Genomic DNA, 18612 nt, shown 5'->3' with positions numbered 1-18612 from the left:
TGCGCCCGTAGGGTCCGCTGTGCGGACCGAGCGCCGCCCATTCAGTCAATGCCGACGCTAATGATCGCACCCGCGCCCGACCGGGAGAACAAAAAAGGGAAAGACCAGGCCTTTCCCTTCATTTTTTTCAAGGACCAGCGGGACCTTTCAGGCCCCGCCGGCCCCCGGATCTCATGCCGCCAAAGCGCCCTTAGCCTGCTCGGCGATAGCGCCGAAGGCGACCGAGTCATGATAGGCGATGTCCGCAAGCATCTTGCGGTCCACCTCGACCCCGGCCAGTTTCAGACCGTTGATCAGCCGGCTGTAGGAGAGTCCATTCTCGCGGGCCGCCGCATTGATACGGGCGATCCACAGGGCGCGGAACTGGCGCTTCTTCTGGCGGCGGTCACGATAGGCGTATTGACCGGCCTTGATGACCGCCTGCTTGGCGACACGAAAGACTCGGCTGCGGGCACCGTAGTAGCCCTTCGCCTGCTTCATGATCTTCTTGTGACGGGCGTGAGCGGTTACGCCCCGTTTGACGCGTGGCATCGTTGTTCTCCGGTATCAGGTGCGATCAGCAGTAGGGGATCATCCGCCGCGCGGACTTGAGATCCGACGCATGAATCAACTTGGCGGAGCGCAGTTGACGCTTCCGCTTGGTCGTCTTCTTGGTCAGGATGTGCCGCCGAAAGGAGGAGTAGCACTTGACGCCGGAGGACGTGCGCTTAAAGCGCTTCGCCGCCCCGCGATTGGTCTTGATCTTGGGCATATTCTCACTTCGCGATTTGCAAACGTTTATTATTTAGTGTTTTTTGGGGCCCAGCACCATCACCATCTGGCGTCCTTCCATCTGGGGTTGTTGTTCCACGATGCTGTGCGGGGCGAGGTCGGTCTCCACCCGCTTGAGCAATTCCAGCCCAAGCTCACGGTGCGCATGTTCACGCCCGCGAAAACGCATGGTGACCTTCGCCTTGTCCCCTTCTTCCAGGAAACGGATCAGGTTGCGCAGTTTGACCTGATAGTCCCCTTCGTCCGTCCCTGGGCGAAACTTGATCTCCTTGATCTGGACCTGCTTCTGCTTCTTCTTGGCCTCGTTCTGCTTCTTTTTCTGGTCGAAGCGGAACTTGCCGTAGTCCATGAGACGGCAGACCGGGGGTTCGGCGGTCGGGACTATCTCCACGAGATCCATCCCCGCCTCTTCCGCCATCTCCAGGGCCTCGCGGACCCGTACGACCCCAACCTGGTTGCCATCCGCGCCGATCAACCTTACTTCCGGGATGTTGATTTCGCGATTGACGCGGTTTCTCTTTGGTGCAGCGATTGCAGGTTCCTCCACAAGGATAGAAAAAAGGCCGTCCCTGTCCGGCGGCCGGGATCAACCCCGGCCCGCGTTGCGGACGTCCGACCCCCGATGGAGGTCTGGCCCGCCGGGCGGTGACTGCCTGTCACCGCCGCAAAAAACTTCCGCCCCTGGCCGCGCCGCCGCGCGGACCCGTGGGGGGCTCAGTCGTGCACCCGCCGCGCGACCTCGTCGCCCAAGCGCTGCGCAAAGGCGTCGAGCGCGAAGGAGCCCAGGTCCTGACCCTTACGGTCACGCACCGTCAGCGTCCGGGCCTCCACCTCGCGATCACCCAGGATCAGCAGATAGGGTACCCGTTGCAGCGTGTGGGCGCGAATCTTAAAGCCGATCTTCTCGTTTCTCAAGTCCGCATCCACACGGAAGCCCTTTTTGCGCAAGGCGTTAGTCACCTCGGTCACATAGGGTGCCTGGGCGTCGGTGATATTGAGCACCACCGCCTGCACCGGCGACAGCCACAGCGGCAGCAGCCCGGCGTAGTGCTCGATCAGGATGCCGATGAAACGCTCCACCGACCCCAGGACGGCGCGGTGGATCATCACCGGGGTCGCCTTGGCGTTGTCCTCGGCGATGTAGTGCGCCCCGAGCCGCCCGGGCATGGAGAAGTCGACCTGGATGGTACCGCACTGCCAGGCCCGCCCGATGCTGTCGTGCAGGGTAAATTCGATCTTGGGGCCGTAGAAGGCGCCCTCGCCCGGCTGGACCTTGAACTCCAGGCCCTTGTCGCGCAATGCCTTGTCCAGGGCCGCCTCGCCCTTGTCCCACAGGTCGTCGCTGCCGACCCGCTGGTCGGGGCGCAGCGACAGGGCCAGCGCCACCTGCTCGAAACCGAAGTCCCGATAGGTCTCGAAGACCATGTCGATCAGGGTCGCCACCTCGGCCTGGAGCTGGTCCTCGGTACAGAAGATGTGGGCGTCGTCCTGCGTGAAGCGGCGCGCGCGCATCAGCCCGTGCAGGGTCCCGGACGGCTCGTAGCGGTGCACCACCCCGAACTCGGCCAGGCGCAGCGGCAGGTCCCGGTAGCTCTTCAACCCCTGGTTGTAGAGCTGGATATGCCCCGGGCAGTTCATGGGCTTGATCGCGTAGTCGTGTTCGTCCAACTGGGTGGTGAACATGCCGCCCGCAAACTTGTCCCAGTGGCCGGAGCGCTCCCAGAGCGAGCGGTCCAGGACCTGCGGCGTCTCGACCTCCTCGTAGCCGTACTCCGCGAGCTTCTCGCGCATGTACTGCTCGGCCAGGCGATAGATGATCCGGCCCTTATGGTGCCAGAAGGCCATCCCCGGGGCCTCGTCCTGGAAGTGGAAGAGGTCGAGTTGCCGGCCGAGCTTGCGGTGGTCGCGCTTTTCGGCCTCCTCCAGGCGGGTGAGGTAGGCACGCAGTTCCTTCTTGTCGCGCCAGGCGGTGCCGTAGATACGCTGGAGCTGGGCGTTCTTTGAATCGCCGCGCCAGTAGGCGCCGGCCACCTTGGTGAGCTTGAAGCCCTCGCCCAACTTGCCGGTGCCGGGCAGGTGCGGACCGCGGCAGACATCGAACCAGTCGCCCTGGCGGTAGATCGAAACCTCCTCCCCGACCGGGATGATGTCCTCGATGATCTCGACCTTGTAGGTCTCGCCCAGGGCCGCGAAGACGCGCTTGGCCTCGTCGCGGTCCATCACCTCGCGGGTGATCGGCAGATCGCGCGTGACGATCTCGTGCATCCGCGCCTCGATCTTCTCCAGGTCCTCCGGGACGAAGGGCTCAGCGCGGGCGAAGTCGTAGTAGAAGCCGTTCTCGATCGCCGGGCCGATGGTCACCTGGGTGCCGGGGAACAGTTCCTGCACCGCCTGGGCCATCACATGGGCGGCGTCGTGGCGCAGCAGTTCCAGCGCGTCGGCCTCGTCCTTGGCGGTGACGATGGCAAGGGTCGCGTCGTCCGCGATCACATAGGAGGTATCGACCAGACGCCCGTCCACCCGCCCGGCGAGCGCCGCCTTGGCGAGACCGGGGCCGATGGCAGCGGCCACCTGATACACGGACACCGGGACATCGAAGGGACGGACCGAACCGTCGGGAAGGCTGATCTGGGGCATGGGGACAATCCTTACGATTCAGTGGTGATCGCTACCAAAGATCACATGACGGCGGCCCCCGGCGAGGACCGAAACGAACACCGCCGACTAACGGCCGCAAGCCCCCGGCACGCTGTAGAGCGGCGGGGGCTGGGCCGGTAGCCGGCGGCAGAGAGATTGGTAGGCGCGATTGGACTCGAACCAACGACCCCCACCATGTCAAGGTGGTGCTCTAACCAGCTGAGCTACGCGCCTGTCGTCAACAGCCCACAATTCTACCGATGGTTGGGGGGCTTGGCAAATCCAATTTTCCGGTGCGCCGGAAACTGCCGCGGACGCGCCCGAAGAACGGCGAGCCACACCCTCCTCACTTTGTTTCGTCGAGTTTCATCCTGTATAACCGACTTTCATCCAGGATTGAATGACCTCGCCCAACGTGCTAGCGTCCCGCCCCTTAACGTCTCAGGAGCCCGTTCGCCCCGGAGATCGACGACCGCCACCGCAGGAGGAGTTTGAGTTGACCGCAGAACCCTGGGGCTCGGTTGAGGAAGCCGCCAAGCACCTCGGGGTGGCCAAGGACTCGGTCTACCGATGGATCGAGCAGAAAGGGCTACCCGCGCACCGCATGGGCCGACTCTGGAAGCTGAAAATCTCCGAGGTCGACGAGTGGGTACGACAGGGCGGCGCGGCCGCTGATTCCACACCCTTGGCCCACGGCAAGACGGCGCGAGCGGGCTCACACGACGGGGGCGCAACGTGAGTCGGCGTGCAACGGTTGCGGTGTCTCTCCTTCAGCTTCGCTTCCTCGTCGGGGCCTTGGGGGAACGTGTCGGCTGGTGGCCCTGCCGCTTCACCGATGAGATCGGGCTGCGTCGGTTGGCCATTCCCTTTCCACGAACCGCAATCCGGGCGGCCCTTGAGTCCGTTACCATCGCGGCCCGGCGCGACCACGACGAGCGGCTCGGGCCTGCAACCGTCCATCTGTTTCGCCTGCCAAGCACGCAGGAAGACAGCCTTGCGCATCATCTCGCGCAGGGGCTCGATCTGCCCACAGTGCACGGGACGCAGGAAGATCTGCTCGCCGCGCTCGACGCGTTGGGGCCGCCGGACGGCTCCCCCGGCCCCGCTGGCCCCTGCTCGGTAGGACGCGCCCAGCGGACTCGCCTCGCTGCCGCCGTGGCCGATATGGCTCGGATCTACGCGGGCGCCGCGCGTTCCGGGCAACGGGCGATTCCCTACTTCGAGGTCGAGGCATGAACGGGCCGCTCGGGTGCAACCCGCGCTATACGGCCAGGGCGATCAAGGCCACGGGCCTCGTCGAGGAGACGAAGGCGCTGCTGCGTGTATGGACGCCCGGTGAATCCACTGCCGACCTGCGTCGCCGCGTCCGGGAGCAGGCGCTGCTGGGCAAGGCCACCGCGAGTCGCAGCGACGATGTGGTGGCCCACGCCTTCAATCAGCGCTTCCTCGGCGGCGAGCACCCCGCCGCCCAACCTCTCAAGCGGCTGCTGCAGGCAAAGGGCAACGGCCGCTGGTTCACGGACCTTTGTCTGCTTTACGCGGCCCGCGCCGATGTGGTGCTGAGGGAGTCGATCAGCGTCTATGCCGCCGACCGGAGGGCGACGGGCCGGGACTATGTAGAAACGCCGAGCCTGGTACGCTTCCTCGAAGACCAGGAGGCCGCTGGTCGTATGGCGCGACCATGGACCGCGGGCGTCAAGACCAGCGTCGCCCAGCATGTGCTCCGACAACTGACCGAGTTCGGCCTGGCCGGGCCGAATCGGCGCGGTGTTCGCGAGTTGCTGCCCTTCACGCCGACGGGTCTCGCCGTGGCCTGGCTGGCCCATGACTTGCACTTCACCGGCCACTCTGACTCACGGCTACTGTCCCACCCGGACTGGCAGACCTGGACGCTTGACGAGGCCCGCACGCGCGAGCGCATCGCCCATCTGGCCGGTCCGGCACTCTGGGAGATCCAGGCCGCGGGCAGTGTCACACAAATCACCTGGGCCTGCCCAAGCATGGCGGAGGCGTTGGATGTCCTCGCTCGAATCGAGCTTCCTTAATTTGCGCTCAAGGCTCGGCGCGGTGGATCGCCTGAATCCCACCAGTGCGGATCCGTTGTATCCGTTCGTCCATCGGCCGGAGGAAACGGCCGAGCTGATGCGCGCCCTCCCGCGCTGGCGCGCCAGGCTGGAAGAGGATGGATGGCGCGTGCACGTCCAGTCGATCGCCGAGATCATGTGGCAGGTCATCGATGCCTCCGGGAGCTGGGAGACCTGGCTTGAGGAGGAACCAGCGGGCTCCACCGAAGATGTCATCGGTGCCGTCCGCAATGCCTTGAGTACAAAGAGCGACGCACTCGGGTCAGGCATCGCGCCCGCCATCCGGGATCTCGTGTCGCGCGCAGAGGCTAACCGACTCCTCCTCCTCACGGACGCGGCCTTGCTGCATCCCTTTTTCCGCGTCAGAACCCTGGAGGCATTGGTCCATGATCGCGTCGCCAGTCCGACCGTGATCTTCTATCCGGGCACCAAGGTCGGTCAGTTCGGCCTGCGCTTTCTCGGCTTCTATGCCGAGGACCCGCATTACCAGCATTCGGGCATCATCGGTGGCGAGGCATGAAAACGATCCGCGACCTCTTCTCCGACCAGCGGCCAATCGACCGCCCGATCGAGAAGGTCATCGACTACACCGCCGACGACCCCGCCCGCCTGGCCCGGGAGATCGCTGAATATGTCGTCACGGAGCGCCTGGAGGAGTCGTTTCGCCGCTTCATCGAGGTCTATGACGCGGGCGTGCGCCTGGGCGATGTGACCGAGGTCGGGCTCTGGGTATCCGGCTTTTACGGTTCCGGCAAGAGCTCGTTCACCAAGTACTTAGGCTTCGCGTTGGACCCGGACCGGCGCGTCGACCAGGTTCCGTTCATGGATCGGCTGGTGGCCCACTTCCAGGCGCCCGATCTCCAGCAACTGTATCGGACCACGGCCGCCAACTTCCCGGCGACGGTGATTCTGCTCGATCTCGCCCGCGATCAGTTGGTCGAAAGCACCGCGGTACCGATTACCAATGTCCTCTATGCGAAGGTGCTCCAACACGTCGGCTATTCCGGGGTACCCAAGCTCGCCGACGTCGAGGTGAGGCTCGACGAGCAAGGCCGACTCGACGCCTTCCGGGCGGCGTATCGCGCGCGTTTCCCCGGCAAAGGCGAATGGCAGGAGGTCCACAACGACCCGCTGATCGGCCCGGCACGGGCGGCGCAGTTGGTCCCATCCTTCCTCGGCGACGACTTCCCCACACCGGAGAGTTTCCGCGGCCAGCACTTCCAGGAACGACTCAAGGTCTCCGAGTTGGCGGAGCGCATGATCCGGCTCCTGCAGGCCAAGACCGGCCGCGAGCAGATCCTCTTCCTGGTTGACGAGGTCGGCCAGTACGTGGCCCCGCGCACCGACCTGATGCTCAACCTGGACGGTCTGGTACGCAGCTTCAAGGAGATCGGCCGGGGCAAGGTGTGGCTCGTCGCCACCGCGCAGCAGACCTTGAACGAGATCGTCGAGAAGGCGATCCTCAACTCCGCCGAGCTCTATCGCCTGCGTGATCGCTTCCCGATCGGCATCGAGCTGGACGCCGCGGACATCAAGGAGATCACGCAGAAACGCCTGCTGACCAAGCGCCCGCAGGCCGAGCGGCTACTCAAGGAGACCTTCAGTACAGAGGGTGAGGTCCTGCGGTTGCAGACACGGGTCGAGGGCTTCGGCGCCAGCGGCGCCGCCGCGCTCGACGCCGACCACTTCGCCGCCCTATACCCCTTCCTGCCGCTGCACTTCGACCTGGTCATGGCCCTGATCCGCAGGCTCGCCCGCCGCACCGGCGGCACCGGGCTGCGCTCTGCCATCCGGGTCGTCCAGGACCTGCTGGTCGACGTATCCAATGCACTGCCGCCGGGGGTGATGCCCATCGCCGACCGGCCCGTCAAGCGACTCGCCTGTGCCGACGATATCTTCGACACGCTGCGCGCCGACATCGGCAAGGAACTGCCCCACGTCGTCGAAGGTGTCGCCCGCGTGCAGGCGCACCCGGGCTTCGGCAAGGACCCCATCGCGGTGCGCGTGGCGAAGGCGATTGCCGCGCTGCAACCGCTCGACGACTTCCCGCGCACCGCCGAGAACCTCGCGGCCGTACTCTACCCGGCGGTCGACGCTGCGCCCTTGGTGGAACCGGTACGCGAGGTGCTCGCGCGGCTCGTCGAGACCCGCGAATTGGGCCTCGTCGAGCTGGGCGGCGAGCAGGACAGCGATCAGCGCGCCGCCCCGGGCTACCTGTTCCTGAGCGATAAGATCCGTCCGCTTCAGCACCAGCGTGACGCCCACCGCCCGACCGGCGCCGAACGGCGCCAGGTCCAGGTCGAACTGCTGCGCCTGCTGTTCGATCCGGAGCCCGAGACCCGGCTGGAGACGGTCAAGACCGTCCGCGCGGGCCTGTCCCTGGACCGCCTGCCGGTGACCGGGGAAGGCGCGGACCTGCGCTTTCTCCTCGAACCGGTGTCGAGCGAGGCGCGCGCGCGGCGGCTCGCGGAGCTGCAGAACGAGACGCGCAGCCGCGCCGACTGGCAGGCGACGATCCTGTGGCTCGTGACCTGGCCACAGGACCTGGAGGCACTGCTGGAGGAGGCGTGCCGCTCCGCCCATCTCGCACGCACCACCCCGGAACACGAGGCCGACCGCGATGTCGCCCAGTACATCCGCGCGGAGCGGCGGCGGCTGCAACGGCTGCACGAGGCCGCCAAGGCGCGCCTGACCACCGCCATGCGCGACGGCGACTTCGTCTTCCGCGGTCTGGCCCGACCGGTCCGCGAATACGACCCGGACGGACTCATCGGTGCCTGCAACGCCATCCTGGCGGGCGCCGCGGCCCAGGTCTTCCCCGCCTTCCGTCATGCGCCCCTGGCGGCCAAGACCAACCAGGCGGTCCGGTTTCTGGAACAGGATCGGCTCGACCGGATGCCCCGTGACCGCGACCCGCTGGCCCTGGTCGAGACCCGCACCGGTCACCCGCGGGTAAAGACCACGCAGCCGCCCCTGTCCGAGGCCCTGCGCGCCTTCTCCGAGCGGGTCGAGGCCGCCGGCACCGGTCGGCTGCAGGGTGCCTTCGTCCAGGACCTGTTCGCCGCACCGCCCTATGGCTGGTTCAAAGACACCACCCGCTACCTGTTCGCCGCACTGCTCGCGGCCGGCGAGATCGAGGTGCATACCCCCGCGGGCGTGCTGCGAACCCCGGGACCAGGGGCCGTCGAGGCCTTCCACAACACCGCATCCTTCAACCGCGTCGGCCTGGCCCTGCGTGGGTCCAAGCCCCCCATCGAGGCCCTGGACCGCGCGGCGCGGGTGCTGGAGACCCTGTTCGGTGTCGAGGTCCTGCCGCTGGAGGATCACATCAGCCGCGCCGTGCGCTCTGCGGTGCCGCCGCTGATGGAAACGGTCGGGTCCCTGCCCGACCGGCTGCGGCTGCTCGGGCTCCCGGGCGAGGAGCGCGCCCGCCAGGTGATCGAGGGCTGCTCTGACCTGCTGCAGGAGGATGCCGGCGGCGCCGCGAGCATCCTCGGCGCCCCCGACCGCGACCCCTCGGCCGATGTCAGTTGGGCCCGCGAGGCCGTGAAGTGCCTGGACGGCGGCGGTGAGGAGAGCATCCGCCGGGCGGCGGCCTTGCGCCGCGACCTGATCGAGTTGGCGGATCTGTTCCCCGACCTCGATGCCGCGGCCCCGGAGCCCCTTCAGACCATCGATGAGGCGCTCGCCGGCGAGCGCTTCCCGGAGCGGATGGCGGACCTGCGCGGGGCCTTACTGGCGCTCGAGCAGTCGGCCCGCGCCGCCTATCTGGGACAGCACGCCGGGCTGGCAGCCGAGATCCGCAAGGGGTTAGACGCCTTGCAGGCCATGCCCGAGTGGGGCGCACTCGACGCCGATGACCGCGAGGCCATTGTGCAGCGTCTGAACGGTGGCGACCTGCCGCCGGAGCCCGCTGTCGGCAACCTCGCCGCCGAACTGCGCCGACTGCTCACGCGCCTGGCACGGCTGCCGGCGACGCTTGCCGACTGCCGAGCCGAGGTCTTGCGACGCCTGCCATCCAGTGCCGCCGATGAAGGCAACGAGACCAAGGACCCCGGCGACTCGAACATCCAGCGGGTGAGGCTCGGCGAGCTGCTGCCCACGTCAACCCTCGACAACCCAAAGGACATCGACGATTGGGTCCAGGGTCTGCGCCGCCGGCTCGTCGAGTTGGTCGAGCTCGGTCCGATCCGCATCGTGGACCACCAGGGCGTACCCCAATTGAAATCCAGGGACCTTTGAACATGCAGCAATTCCAGCTTTGGATTCCCTCATCCGGCATCGCGCCGACGGTGAGGGTGATGGTGGATGCGCTACGCTTATCCACCCTACAAGACAGACGCCGCCGTAGGGTGGATAAGGCGCGCCGCACGGTGTCCGGGACTGGGCACAGCGCCCGGGCGCGCCGCATCCACCAGGGGGCACGCGATGCCGCCCGAATTTGGAATAGCTGCTGAGCATGGCCCTGTCAGACAGCGAGCGAAAGAGCCTGACCAGCGCGGTGGCCCGGGCCCGCAGCCTGCTGGAAGGCGAGGCCCGCGACCAACTCCTGCGCATCTACGGCTTCACGCCTGAGGGCGCCCCCCGCCCGCTCAAAGGACTCACGCTCTCGTCCGCCGAGCGCGGCATCGCCGAGCAACTGCGCGAATGGCACCGCCACCTGGCGGGTCTGACCAGCGGCACCAACGCCCAGCGCGACCAGGCCGCGCTGCGGCGCATGGCCGAGGAGACCGCCTTCACCGTCCTGCACCGGCTCGCCGCCATCCGCATGGCAGAGGAGCGCGGTGTGCTGCGGACCTGTCTGCGCGACGGGCTGCGCTCGGACGGCTTTCGGCTGTACCTGCAATTCGCCGGCGGCGCACTGGGCCGCGACGAGGAGGCCTACCGCGTCTTCCTGGAGCGGGTCTTCGACGAGATCGCCCAGGACCTGCCCGCCCTGTTCGACCGGCGCGAACCGCGCTCACTGATCTTCCCCGGCGCCGGCTGCCTGGAACAGGTCGTGGCCCGGCTGAACGTGCCCGAACTGGCGCGCGCCTGGCAGGACGACGAGGCCATCGGCTGGGTGTACCAGGACTTCCATTCGGCCGACGAGCGTAAAAAGCTCAGGGAAGGCAAGAAGGCACCGAAAGACTCGCACCATCTGGCGGTCCGCAACCAGCTCTTCACGCCCCGCTGGGTCGTCGAGTTTCTCACCGACAACACCCTGGGCCGCCTGTGGGTCGAAATGACCGGCGGTGCGACCGCGGTCGCCGACCACTGCGCTTATCTCTACCACGGCGGCCCCCTGTTGCCGGTGCCGCCGAAGGACCCGCGCGAGATCCGCGTGCTGGACCCGGCCTGCGGCAGCGGTCACTTCCTGCTCTATGCCTACGACCTGCTGGAGCGGATCTATCTGGACGCCTGGGACCGCCATGTCGGCACCAGCCCCGGCCGCACCCCGCTCTGGTCCCAGTACCCGGACCGCGACGCCTTCGCCCGCGCGGTCCCGGCCCTGATCCTGCGTCACAACCTGTTCGGCGTCGACATCGACCCACGCCCGATCCAGGTCGCGGCCCTGGCCCTGTGGCTGCGCGCCCAGCGTTCCTGGCAAAGGATCCCGGCGGCCGAGCGCCCGACCATCGAGCGCATGAATTTAGTGTGCGCCGAGCCGATGCCGGGCGACCGCGCCCAGCTCGATGCCTTCGCCGCTGGCCTGCAACCGCCCGAGCTCGGCGAACTGGTGCGCGCCCTCTGGCAGGCCATGCGCCCGGTCGGCGAGACGGGGCTCCTGCTGCGCATCGACGAGACCATCCGCCGCATCGTCCGCGAGGCCCGCGAGCGCTCGGACGGCGCCAATCGCGGCACTGGGCCGCCGCTTCAGGGGGACCTGTTCGACGAGAGCCCGAACTGGGCCGGTCCCCGCCATGACTTGAGCAGTCTGGCCCGGGACGAGGCCGCGCGCTTCTGGACCGGCGCCGAGGAGCGGGTCGTCCAGGCGCTGGCCGACTACGCCGCCCAGGCCGGCGAGCACGAGCGGGTGCTGCGGCGGCTCTTCGCCGAGGACGCCGAGCGCGGGCTGGCGTTGATCGATATCTCGCGCGCCCGCTATGACGTGGTGTTGATGAATCCGCCGTTCGGGCAACCGGCGGAGGGAACCAAGGACCTGCTCGATGCGGACTATCCTGCTTGCGGCCATGAGATCTACGCGATGTTCTTCCAGCGGGCGCTGGAGATCCTGGAGCCCCATGGTCGCATCGGTGCCATTACAGAGCGTGACTGGCTCGGTCAGTCCAGCCTTCGAGGGCTCCGGGAGCAGGTCTTTGGCAGCCATGGGGCCGTCGTCCTTGCCGCAGATATCGGGTATGGCGCGCTCGAAGCGAAAGTGGAGACCGCGGCCGTTGTCGTCGATAAACGAGCGAATCTGGATTCTGACGCTCAGTGGTTCAGACTGGTCACCACCGGCCGAAAGGAGTCGGCGCTGTACCATGCTGTCCAGAGCGTCCGTGACGGCCAGTCGCACCCGTACAGCCATCGCTCGACGGCCCGCCGCTTCAAGCGGATTCGTGACGGCGCTTATGCTTACTCGATGTCCGAAGCGTTGCTGGATCAGTTGGCCATTGCGCCGAGCATTGGATCGGCAATCGGAGACGTGAAGCAGGGAACGGTAACCGCTGACGACTTTCGCTTCTTACGGCTGATTTGGGAAATGGATATGACCCGCATCGGCCTCGGCGACAAATGGCCGCGTTTCGCGAAGGGCGGTGAGTATCGGCCTTTTTGGGATGACGTCCATCTGACGCTCAACTGGGAGACTGACGGGGAAGAAATTAAGGCGTTCGGACGCGGGCGGCCCCAAAACACCCAATACTTCGGTCGCCGCGGTGTCACTTGGCCACTGAGGACCAACCTTCCTCTGGGCCCACGGGTTCTCCCGGAAGGCTGCGCCTTTAGCCATAAGGGGCCAACGCTATTTGCTTCTGGGCACCCCTGCTCGTATCTCGGGGTGCTCGCGGCTCGCCCGTTCCACCTCCTCCTGTCGCCTTGGCTCAATACCGCTGACGCGTCACCGAACTCAATCTCCAAGTCCTACGAAGTCGGTGTCATCAAGAATGCGGGAGCGCCACACCCTTCGGTCGCCCAGACGGAGCGCATCAACGGGCTCACCGCCGACGCAGTCGCCTATGTCAGGAAAGGCCAACTCGATGAAGATGTGACTGGCGAAACCTGCGCCGCCTTCACCGTCCCGCCCGTCCTGCTCACCGGCCGCGACCTGCCCCTCGACCAAGCCACCCGCCGCCGCATCGAGGCCCGCGAGGACCGCTTCGCCGAGCTGGCCGAGATCACGGCCGAGATCGACACCATCGTGGCCGATGCCTATGGCTTCACCGAGCGCGACCGGCAACTGATGGACGAGGAGTTGGAGCCCGCGGTTGCCCGATTTGCGGAGCCGGCGGCCGATCCCGACGACGCGCTGTTCCGCACCGCCTATCTGACCAAGGAGGCCCTGCCGGGCGAGCACCTGCCCGGCGGTCTGGATGCGGAGGTCGATGTCCGCTGCGAGCACCGGCGTGGTCGTCAGACCCGCGCGTTGCGCGACGAGGAGACGCTATGTCGGCTATTCGCCCTGCCACCACGGCGACTGGCCGCGATCCGGCGCCGCCTGGACCTGCTCAGGCCCGAGGACCTGAAACGCTCCGCCGCCGATTGCGTCAGTTGGGCCCTCGGTTTGACGGTCGGGCGCTGGGATATTCGTCTGCTCGACCACGCGGATTGGATCCCGGGATGGGCTGACCCCTTCGGGCCTCTGCCGCGCTGCCCGCTGGGTCAGCTCGTCGATGCGCGGGGCCTGCCGGCCGCGCCGGGACACCTCGCCTCCGCGACCTGGCTCGCCGCCCGCACTGACGCCTGCGCGCTGCCCCTGATCGAGACCGACAGCGACGGCACGCCCTGGGTGCTGGCCGCGGATGGAACCCGCTTGGGGCGCGCCGAGGACGACGCCGGCGCCTATCCGCTCGACATTGCCTGGGACGGCATCCTTCAGGACGACGCCTTGGACGATGCCGCGCCGGCACGACACCTCGATGACCTCTACCGGCGCACCAGCCAATGCCTGGAACTGGTCTACGGCGCGGCCCATGCAGAACGCGAGGCGGAGTTGGCCGAAGCCCTGGGCACCGACTCACTGCGCACCTGGCTGCGCCGGCCCGACGGTTTCTTCGCCGACCATCTGGCGCGCTACTCCAAGAGCAAGCGGCGTGCGCCGATCTATTGGCCCCTGTCCACCGCGTCCGGCGGCTTCACCCTCTGGCTCTACTACCCGCGCCTCTGCGGCGCGATGCTCTCGGCCTGCGTCAATCGGCTGCGTGCGAACGAACAGTTGTTGCAGCGCGAGGAGGCGGGCCTGCTCGCGGCGCGCAGTCAGGGCGCACTGTCCGGCGAGGGTCAGGGCCGACTCGACCGCATCGGCGTGGAGCTGCGCGAGCGCGCCGAACTGCGCGAGGCCCTGAACGGACTCGTCAACCGCGGCTTTGCGCCGCACCTGGACGACGGCGCCGTGGTCAACGCGGCCCCGCTCGCACGCTGGTTCCGCCACCGCGGCTGGCGCGAGGCGGCACAGACCGTCTGGGATGAGCTCGAGCGCGGTGAGCACGATTGGTCCCACCTCGCACTGTGGCTGCACCCAGAGCAGGTGTTGCAGCGTTGCCGCACCGAGCGGGATCTGGCGATCGCCCATGGCCGCGAGGACCTCTACGAACCCACGCCGGAGAAGCCGCGCCGCGGGCGTCGGCGTGGGGGCAACGGGCAACTCGCCCTGGCCGAAACCACGGAGCCGGACCATGGCTGAACGCATGACGGTGACCGTCGAAGAGATTCGCCTGCGGAACTTCCGCGCCTTCGAGAACGCGCGGCTGCGGCTGTCGGACCTGACCTTCCTGGTCGGACGCAACGGCGCCGGCAAGTCGAGCCTGCTGGACGCCATCGCGCTGCTGCAGGAGGCCGTGAGCGACAGCCTGGAAAATGCCCTCGACCGGCGGGGCGGGTTGAACAGCGTGCGCCGGATGTCAGCGGGCGGAGACCTTGATGCGCCGCTCGGGCTGGCGCTCGCCATGTCGATCCTGTTGCCCGGGCGCGCCCCCGTTCGTGTCGTCTATGGCTTTGAACTCGTAAGCGTTGCGAACGCACCCTATCGCATCGTGGAGCGACTCGCGACGAGCGCGATATCGGGTGGCTTCGAGCGCACCGGGGGAGACTTCCATGCACCGGGCAATCGGCTTGACCCGGTGCCGCCCGACGGTCGGCTGATGCTGCCATTGATTGGTCGATCTGACTCCCTATGGAACCAGATTCTCGACAGCATTCGGGGGTTGCGCACCTATGCGCTGTCTCCCGCACACATGGCCGAGGCGCGGGAGATCGGGGAGCGCACAACCCTTTTGTGCAATGGAGCCAACGCCGGTGATGTGCTCAAGGCACTGCCCGAAGCGGAGTGTTCGTGGCTGCTGGAGCGGTTGGCGCTGATCACGGAAGGGATAGTCCGGGTCGAGGGCGACGCGCTCTACGGCCGGCGCGTGCTGCGCTTCCGTCAACAGCAGGGGGAGGCGGTACGCACCCTGGAGGCGCGCCAAGTTTCGCAGGGCACGCTGGCGGGCCTGGGCGTGCTGCTTGCCTTGCGTCAGCAGCCGATCCCCTCCGTGGTCCTGATCGACGAGATCGAGAATTCGCTGCACGCGAGCGCGCTGGGCGTCCTGCTCGACGCGGCGCAGGCGAGTTGTGCGCGCATGCGCGTGGTGTTGACGACCCACTCGCCTGAGGTGCTCAGCCATTCAGCGGTCACCGCTGACCGGGTGCGGGTCGTCGAGTGGCGTGACGGCACCAGCCAGGTCTTCCGGCTGAGCCCGGAAACGCAGGCCGCGGTCAATACGCTCGATACCGTGGGCGAGTTGCTGCGCTCCAACGCACTCTGGACCGGACCTGAGCCCGAGACCTGCGGCGACGACCTCTTCGCGCTGGAATTGTGAGCATTGCACTGACGCTTCGGCCCGCGGCCATCCTGGTCGTGCTGGATGCCGACGACGAGTGTCAGGTCCGGTCCAGCGGCGATGGCCTCGGTCCCGCCCTGTTGGCGCGGGCGCGAACGGTCGCGCCGGACATGCCGCTTGCCGTCGTCATCGCCAACCGCGAATACGAGGCCTGGTTTCTGGCGAGCTTGACCGCGCTGCGGGCCGCCGGCTTGCTGCCATCGGACAGACTGCCGGATCCGCTGCGGCCGGAGGTCCCGCGGGATTGTAAAGGTCTGATCGAGCGGCTCTTGGGCTGTTCCTACGAGGAGCGGGTCCACCAGCTCAGGTTGACCGGCGGCTTGACGTTCTCACCCGGGGCCGCCGCGCGGTCAGCGTCCTACGGGAAACTACTCCGGGATCTTGACCGACTCACGCGCGAGGCGCGCAGCAGGAGGACAGCATGAGTATCAGCAGGCATGTCGGCGAGGTCATCATCTCCCGACTCAGGGAGCGGCGGATGCTGGTCTGGTACGACCCGGACCGCGTCTTCCACGACCTGTTCCGGGGGATCAGCCTCGACCCCTTGATCAAGGTGGACGCCGGCGAGTCCGTGCTGCGGGCGCGCCGCGAGGCGGACCAGGTATGGCGCGCGCTGTTCGACCTCGACTCACTCGGCCCCGCGCCGGCACCGCTGCTGATCTATGTCCCCGCGCCGCGCGGGAACGCGGACGATGAAGGGGCGCGGCGCGCGGACCCCTTCGAGCCCTTCGCGCTGTGCGGTGCGGCCTTTGGCGACACCGACACCGAGCGCCTGCACTCCATTGCGCGCCAGGTGCTGGCCGGCCGCGAGGACGAGGTCGATCGCCTGTTCAGCCAGGGTCAGCCCACCCTCGCACAGCTCGACGCCCTGGCGGGCGGGACCCGCTATCCGCTTTTGGAGCAGGTGCTGGGCACCGAGGTCCCGGGCCGCGTCGCGGCGATGCTGCTCTGCCTGCCGGGCGATCTGCGCGGCCAGCTCCAGTCGGCACCCGCACTCGTCGCCGATCTGCGGGACCTGCTCGGGGATAGCTATGGGTTCGATCCGTCCCCGCCACCTGCGCTTGACGGATTGGGGCCTGCGTTTGGCCAATGGCTGCTGTTCAGCGAGCTGGTTTATGACCGGCCGGACGCGGTTCCTGTGGCCTTGGCCCATGTCCCTCGTGCAAGCCCGCGCTTCAAGCGTTCCATACAGGACCTTTGTCGGGACCTCAGGGCCTCGGCCGAGCACCGCGACGCCTACCGGGCAATGGCCACGGAGGTCGAGCGCCGGCTGGGACTTTCCTCCATTGGAGAGTCGAGCGCCCAGGTCGGTAACCGGGATAGCTTTCCGTTTGAAGATCGTGCGGCGCTGCGGCAGCTTCAGCAGCAGGCACTCGCCGGCGAGACCGCCGCGGCACGGGCCTTGGCGATTGGGCGAAGGCAGTCGGTCTGGCGCGCGCTGCCGGAGCGCGATCAACTGTGGCGTCTGGCAGAGCGTTGTCTGAACCTGCTCGATGCGGGCCTGGCCTGGGAGGCACGTCAGGTGGGAGCCAATCGGCCGGTCGCAGACCATGTGCGTGCCTATTGCTCGGACCAGGACGGCATGTGGCGGCTGGACCAGGCACAACGTCTGGTGGAGCAGGCCGCCGCACTGCTGGTGGACCGCGACAGCCTGGCGCCGCTCCTGGAGCTGGTGCGTCGCGAGTACCGCCGCTGGCTGGGTGCCGCCCAGGATGCCTTCCTCGATGCCGTCGTGCGTGGCGGCTGGCCGCCGGAGGGATTGACCCGGCAGACTCAGGCCTGGTCGCGCCATGCGGCCGGCCCGATCGCCGAGGGTCGGCGCACCGCCTGGTTCCTGGTCGATGCGTTGCGCTTCGAGATGGGCCGGGAGTTGGCCGATCGGCTTGGAACTGAGGGGACGGCAGCGGTGGAACCGGCCTGCGGCGTGGTCCCCGCGGCGACCCCCTTCGGTATGGCCGCGCTGCTGCCGGGCGCCGAGGCCGGACTCACATACGGCGAGTCGGAAGCTGGTTTGGTACCGCTGATCGCGGGCAAGCCGGTTGTGACGGCCGAGGATCGGCGCCGGGTGCTGCGCGCCGCACTTGGGGACCGGTTCAAGAGCCTGCGGCTCGGCGAGTTGCTGACCGCCAGTGCGGCGCAACTGCGCCAGCTCGTCGGCACCGCCGATGTGCTGGCGGTGTTCAGCACGGAGATCGACGATTTCGGCGAGCACAGCGATCCGCTCGTGGCACGCCGGTATATCGGTGAGGTGGTTGCCGATCTGCTGGCCGCCGCCAAACGACTCATCGGGCTCGGCTTCGAGCGACTGGTGTTCGCGGCCGACCATGGCTTTATGCAGCTTCCGGAGGTCCTGCCGGGTGACCAGTGTCCTGAGCCGACGGGCCAATGGCTGCTGCGCAAGCGCCGCGCCCTCCTGGGTGCGCTGGGTGCGCGAGCGGACGGGTTGGTGACCATCGCGGCCTGCGACCTGGGCATCCAGGGGCCGGTGAAGGATGTGTGCGTACCACGCGGGGTCAAGGTGTTTCGTGCCGGCAGCCCGTACTTCCATGAAGGGCTGTCGCTTCAGGAGTGCGTGATCCCGATCGTCGTCCTCGACGCGGCGCCGCCGCGGCCGACCGGGGACGAGGCCATCTTCTGTCAGGTCACCTATCGCAGCGACCGGTTCACCACCCGCATCTTCAGTGTCCAGGTGAGCTTTTCGAGCCTGCTGCGAATGGAGCTTGCGGTGCGGGTGCAGGCGTTCGCGCCGGGCACTACCAGGGTGGTCGGCGAGGCCGCGGATTGCGAGGCCAGGGATCCACATACGGGGCTGGTCTTACTCGCGGCAAACCAGCGCGTCCAGGTGCCCATCGCGCTGGCGCCGGACTTCGACGGCGATGCCGTGGAGATCCGCGTCACCGATGCCACCACGCCCGGCCTGTCGCACGCGCCGCCGCTGGTGCTCCGAAACGCGACCTTGGATTAACCTAAAATCCACAGATGAACACAGATGAACACAGATGAACACAGATTTTCTTCGAATTGTCATGAGCTTATCGCTATTGTCACAATCACCGGCGAGGTGAGTCCCCGGCCAAGCGTAAGTCAATGAATAATCTGTG

The 18612-nt window shown here is 67.4% G+C and carries 13 protein-coding genes and 1 tRNA gene; 9 read left to right on the top strand and 5 right to left on the bottom strand.

Annotation, left to right across the window (positions count from 1 at the left end):
• Positions 1-171: 171 nt before the first annotated feature.
• From rplT to QZY48_RS16105, 5 genes are all read right to left on the bottom strand, one after another.
• Complete coding sequence (rplT, locus tag QZY48_RS16125) at positions 172-531, bottom strand: 50S ribosomal protein L20 (RefSeq protein WP_100921368.1); 360 nt, start codon at positions 529-531, stop codon at positions 172-174.
• Between the two features lie 25 nt (positions 532-556).
• Entirely contained in the window at positions 557-751 is a 195-nt protein-coding gene (rpmI, locus tag QZY48_RS16120) for a 50S ribosomal protein L35 (protein WP_100921369.1), read from the bottom strand.
• Positions 752-784: 33 nt separating this feature from the next.
• Positions 785-1318 carry a translation initiation factor IF-3 gene (gene infC, locus QZY48_RS16115; protein WP_100921370.1) on the bottom strand — a complete coding sequence of 178 codons (534 nt, stop codon included), beginning with the start codon at positions 1316-1318 and terminating at the stop codon, positions 785-787.
• Between the two features lie 167 nt (positions 1319-1485).
• Positions 1486-3408, bottom strand: a complete 1923-nt coding sequence (gene thrS, locus QZY48_RS16110) for a threonine--tRNA ligase (RefSeq protein ID WP_295432676.1) — start codon at positions 3406-3408, stop codon at positions 1486-1488.
• A 157-nt stretch (positions 3409-3565) separates the two neighbouring features.
• A tRNA-Val gene (locus tag QZY48_RS16105) sits at positions 3566-3642 on the bottom strand.
• 262 nt (positions 3643-3904) lie between these two features.
• Between QZY48_RS16105 and QZY48_RS16100 the strand changes: the two genes are divergently transcribed.
• The 9 genes from QZY48_RS16100 (at position 3905) to QZY48_RS16060 (ending at position 18476) form a co-directional block, all read left to right on the top strand.
• Entirely contained in the window at positions 3905-4147 is a 243-nt protein-coding gene (locus tag QZY48_RS16100) for a helix-turn-helix domain-containing protein (RefSeq protein WP_295432673.1), read from the top strand.
• Positions 4144-4644, top strand: coding sequence for a BrxE family protein (locus QZY48_RS16095; protein WP_366929710.1), 501 nt, complete (start codon positions 4144-4146; stop codon positions 4642-4644). Before QZY48_RS16100 ends, QZY48_RS16095 begins: the two co-directional genes overlap by 4 nt.
• Complete coding sequence (locus tag QZY48_RS16090) at positions 4641-5453, top strand: BrxA family protein (protein ID WP_295432671.1); 813 nt, start codon at positions 4641-4643, stop codon at positions 5451-5453. Before QZY48_RS16095 ends, QZY48_RS16090 begins: the two co-directional genes overlap by 4 nt.
• Positions 5425-6012 (top strand): BREX protein BrxB domain-containing protein, encoded by a 588-nt coding sequence (locus QZY48_RS16085; protein ID WP_295432668.1) that lies wholly within the window; start codon positions 5425-5427, stop codon positions 6010-6012. Before QZY48_RS16090 ends, QZY48_RS16085 begins: the two co-directional genes overlap by 29 nt.
• Complete coding sequence (gene brxC / locus QZY48_RS16080; protein WP_295432664.1) at positions 6009-9734, top strand: BREX system P-loop protein BrxC; 3726 nt, start codon at positions 6009-6011, stop codon at positions 9732-9734. Before QZY48_RS16085 ends, brxC begins: the two co-directional genes overlap by 4 nt.
• 217 nt (positions 9735-9951) lie before the next feature.
• Positions 9952-14316, top strand: a complete 4365-nt coding sequence (gene pglX / locus QZY48_RS16075; protein ID WP_295432661.1) for a BREX-1 system adenine-specific DNA-methyltransferase PglX — start codon at positions 9952-9954, stop codon at positions 14314-14316.
• Entirely contained in the window at positions 14309-15490 is a 1182-nt protein-coding gene (locus QZY48_RS16070; protein ID WP_295432659.1) for an AAA family ATPase, read from the top strand. The genes pglX and QZY48_RS16070 overlap by 8 nt, the downstream gene beginning before the upstream one ends.
• Positions 15487-15936: a hypothetical protein gene (locus tag QZY48_RS16065; RefSeq protein ID WP_295432656.1), complete on the top strand. Its 450-nt coding sequence runs from the start codon at positions 15487-15489 to the stop codon at positions 15934-15936. The genes QZY48_RS16070 and QZY48_RS16065 overlap by 4 nt, the downstream gene beginning before the upstream one ends.
• Positions 15933-18476 (top strand): PglZ domain-containing protein, encoded by a 2544-nt coding sequence (locus QZY48_RS16060; RefSeq protein ID WP_295432654.1) that lies wholly within the window; start codon positions 15933-15935, stop codon positions 18474-18476. The genes QZY48_RS16065 and QZY48_RS16060 overlap by 4 nt, the downstream gene beginning before the upstream one ends.
• Positions 18477-18612 lie beyond the last annotated feature (136 nt).

Source organism: uncultured Thiodictyon sp., assembly GCF_903828115.1.
Lineage (GTDB): Bacteria > Pseudomonadota > Gammaproteobacteria > Chromatiales > Chromatiaceae > Thiodictyon.
Note: the sequence above shows the minus strand (reverse complement) of the source record. Positions and strands in the feature narration are given on the sequence as shown.

Coding starts and splice junctions, on each gene's coding strand:
- rpmI (WP_100921369.1), bottom strand. CDS start 751: ATGCCCAAGATCAAGACCAATCGCGGGGCGGCGAAGCGCTTTAAGCGC.
- QZY48_RS16090 (WP_295432671.1), top strand. CDS start 4,641: ATGAACGGGCCGCTCGGGTGCAACCCGCGCTATACGGCCAGGGCGATC.
- brxC (WP_295432664.1), top strand. CDS start 6,009: ATGAAAACGATCCGCGACCTCTTCTCCGACCAGCGGCCAATCGACCGC.
- QZY48_RS16070 (WP_295432659.1), top strand. CDS start 14,309: ATGGCTGAACGCATGACGGTGACCGTCGAAGAGATTCGCCTGCGGAAC.
- thrS (WP_295432676.1), bottom strand. CDS start 3,408: ATGCCCCAGATCAGCCTTCCCGACGGTTCGGTCCGTCCCTTCGATGTC.
- QZY48_RS16060 (WP_295432654.1), top strand. CDS start 15,933: ATGAGTATCAGCAGGCATGTCGGCGAGGTCATCATCTCCCGACTCAGG.
- rplT (WP_100921368.1), bottom strand. CDS start 531: ATGCCACGCGTCAAACGGGGCGTAACCGCTCACGCCCGTCACAAGAAG.
- QZY48_RS16085 (WP_295432668.1), top strand. CDS start 5,425: ATGTCCTCGCTCGAATCGAGCTTCCTTAATTTGCGCTCAAGGCTCGGC.
- pglX (WP_295432661.1), top strand. CDS start 9,952: ATGGCCCTGTCAGACAGCGAGCGAAAGAGCCTGACCAGCGCGGTGGCC.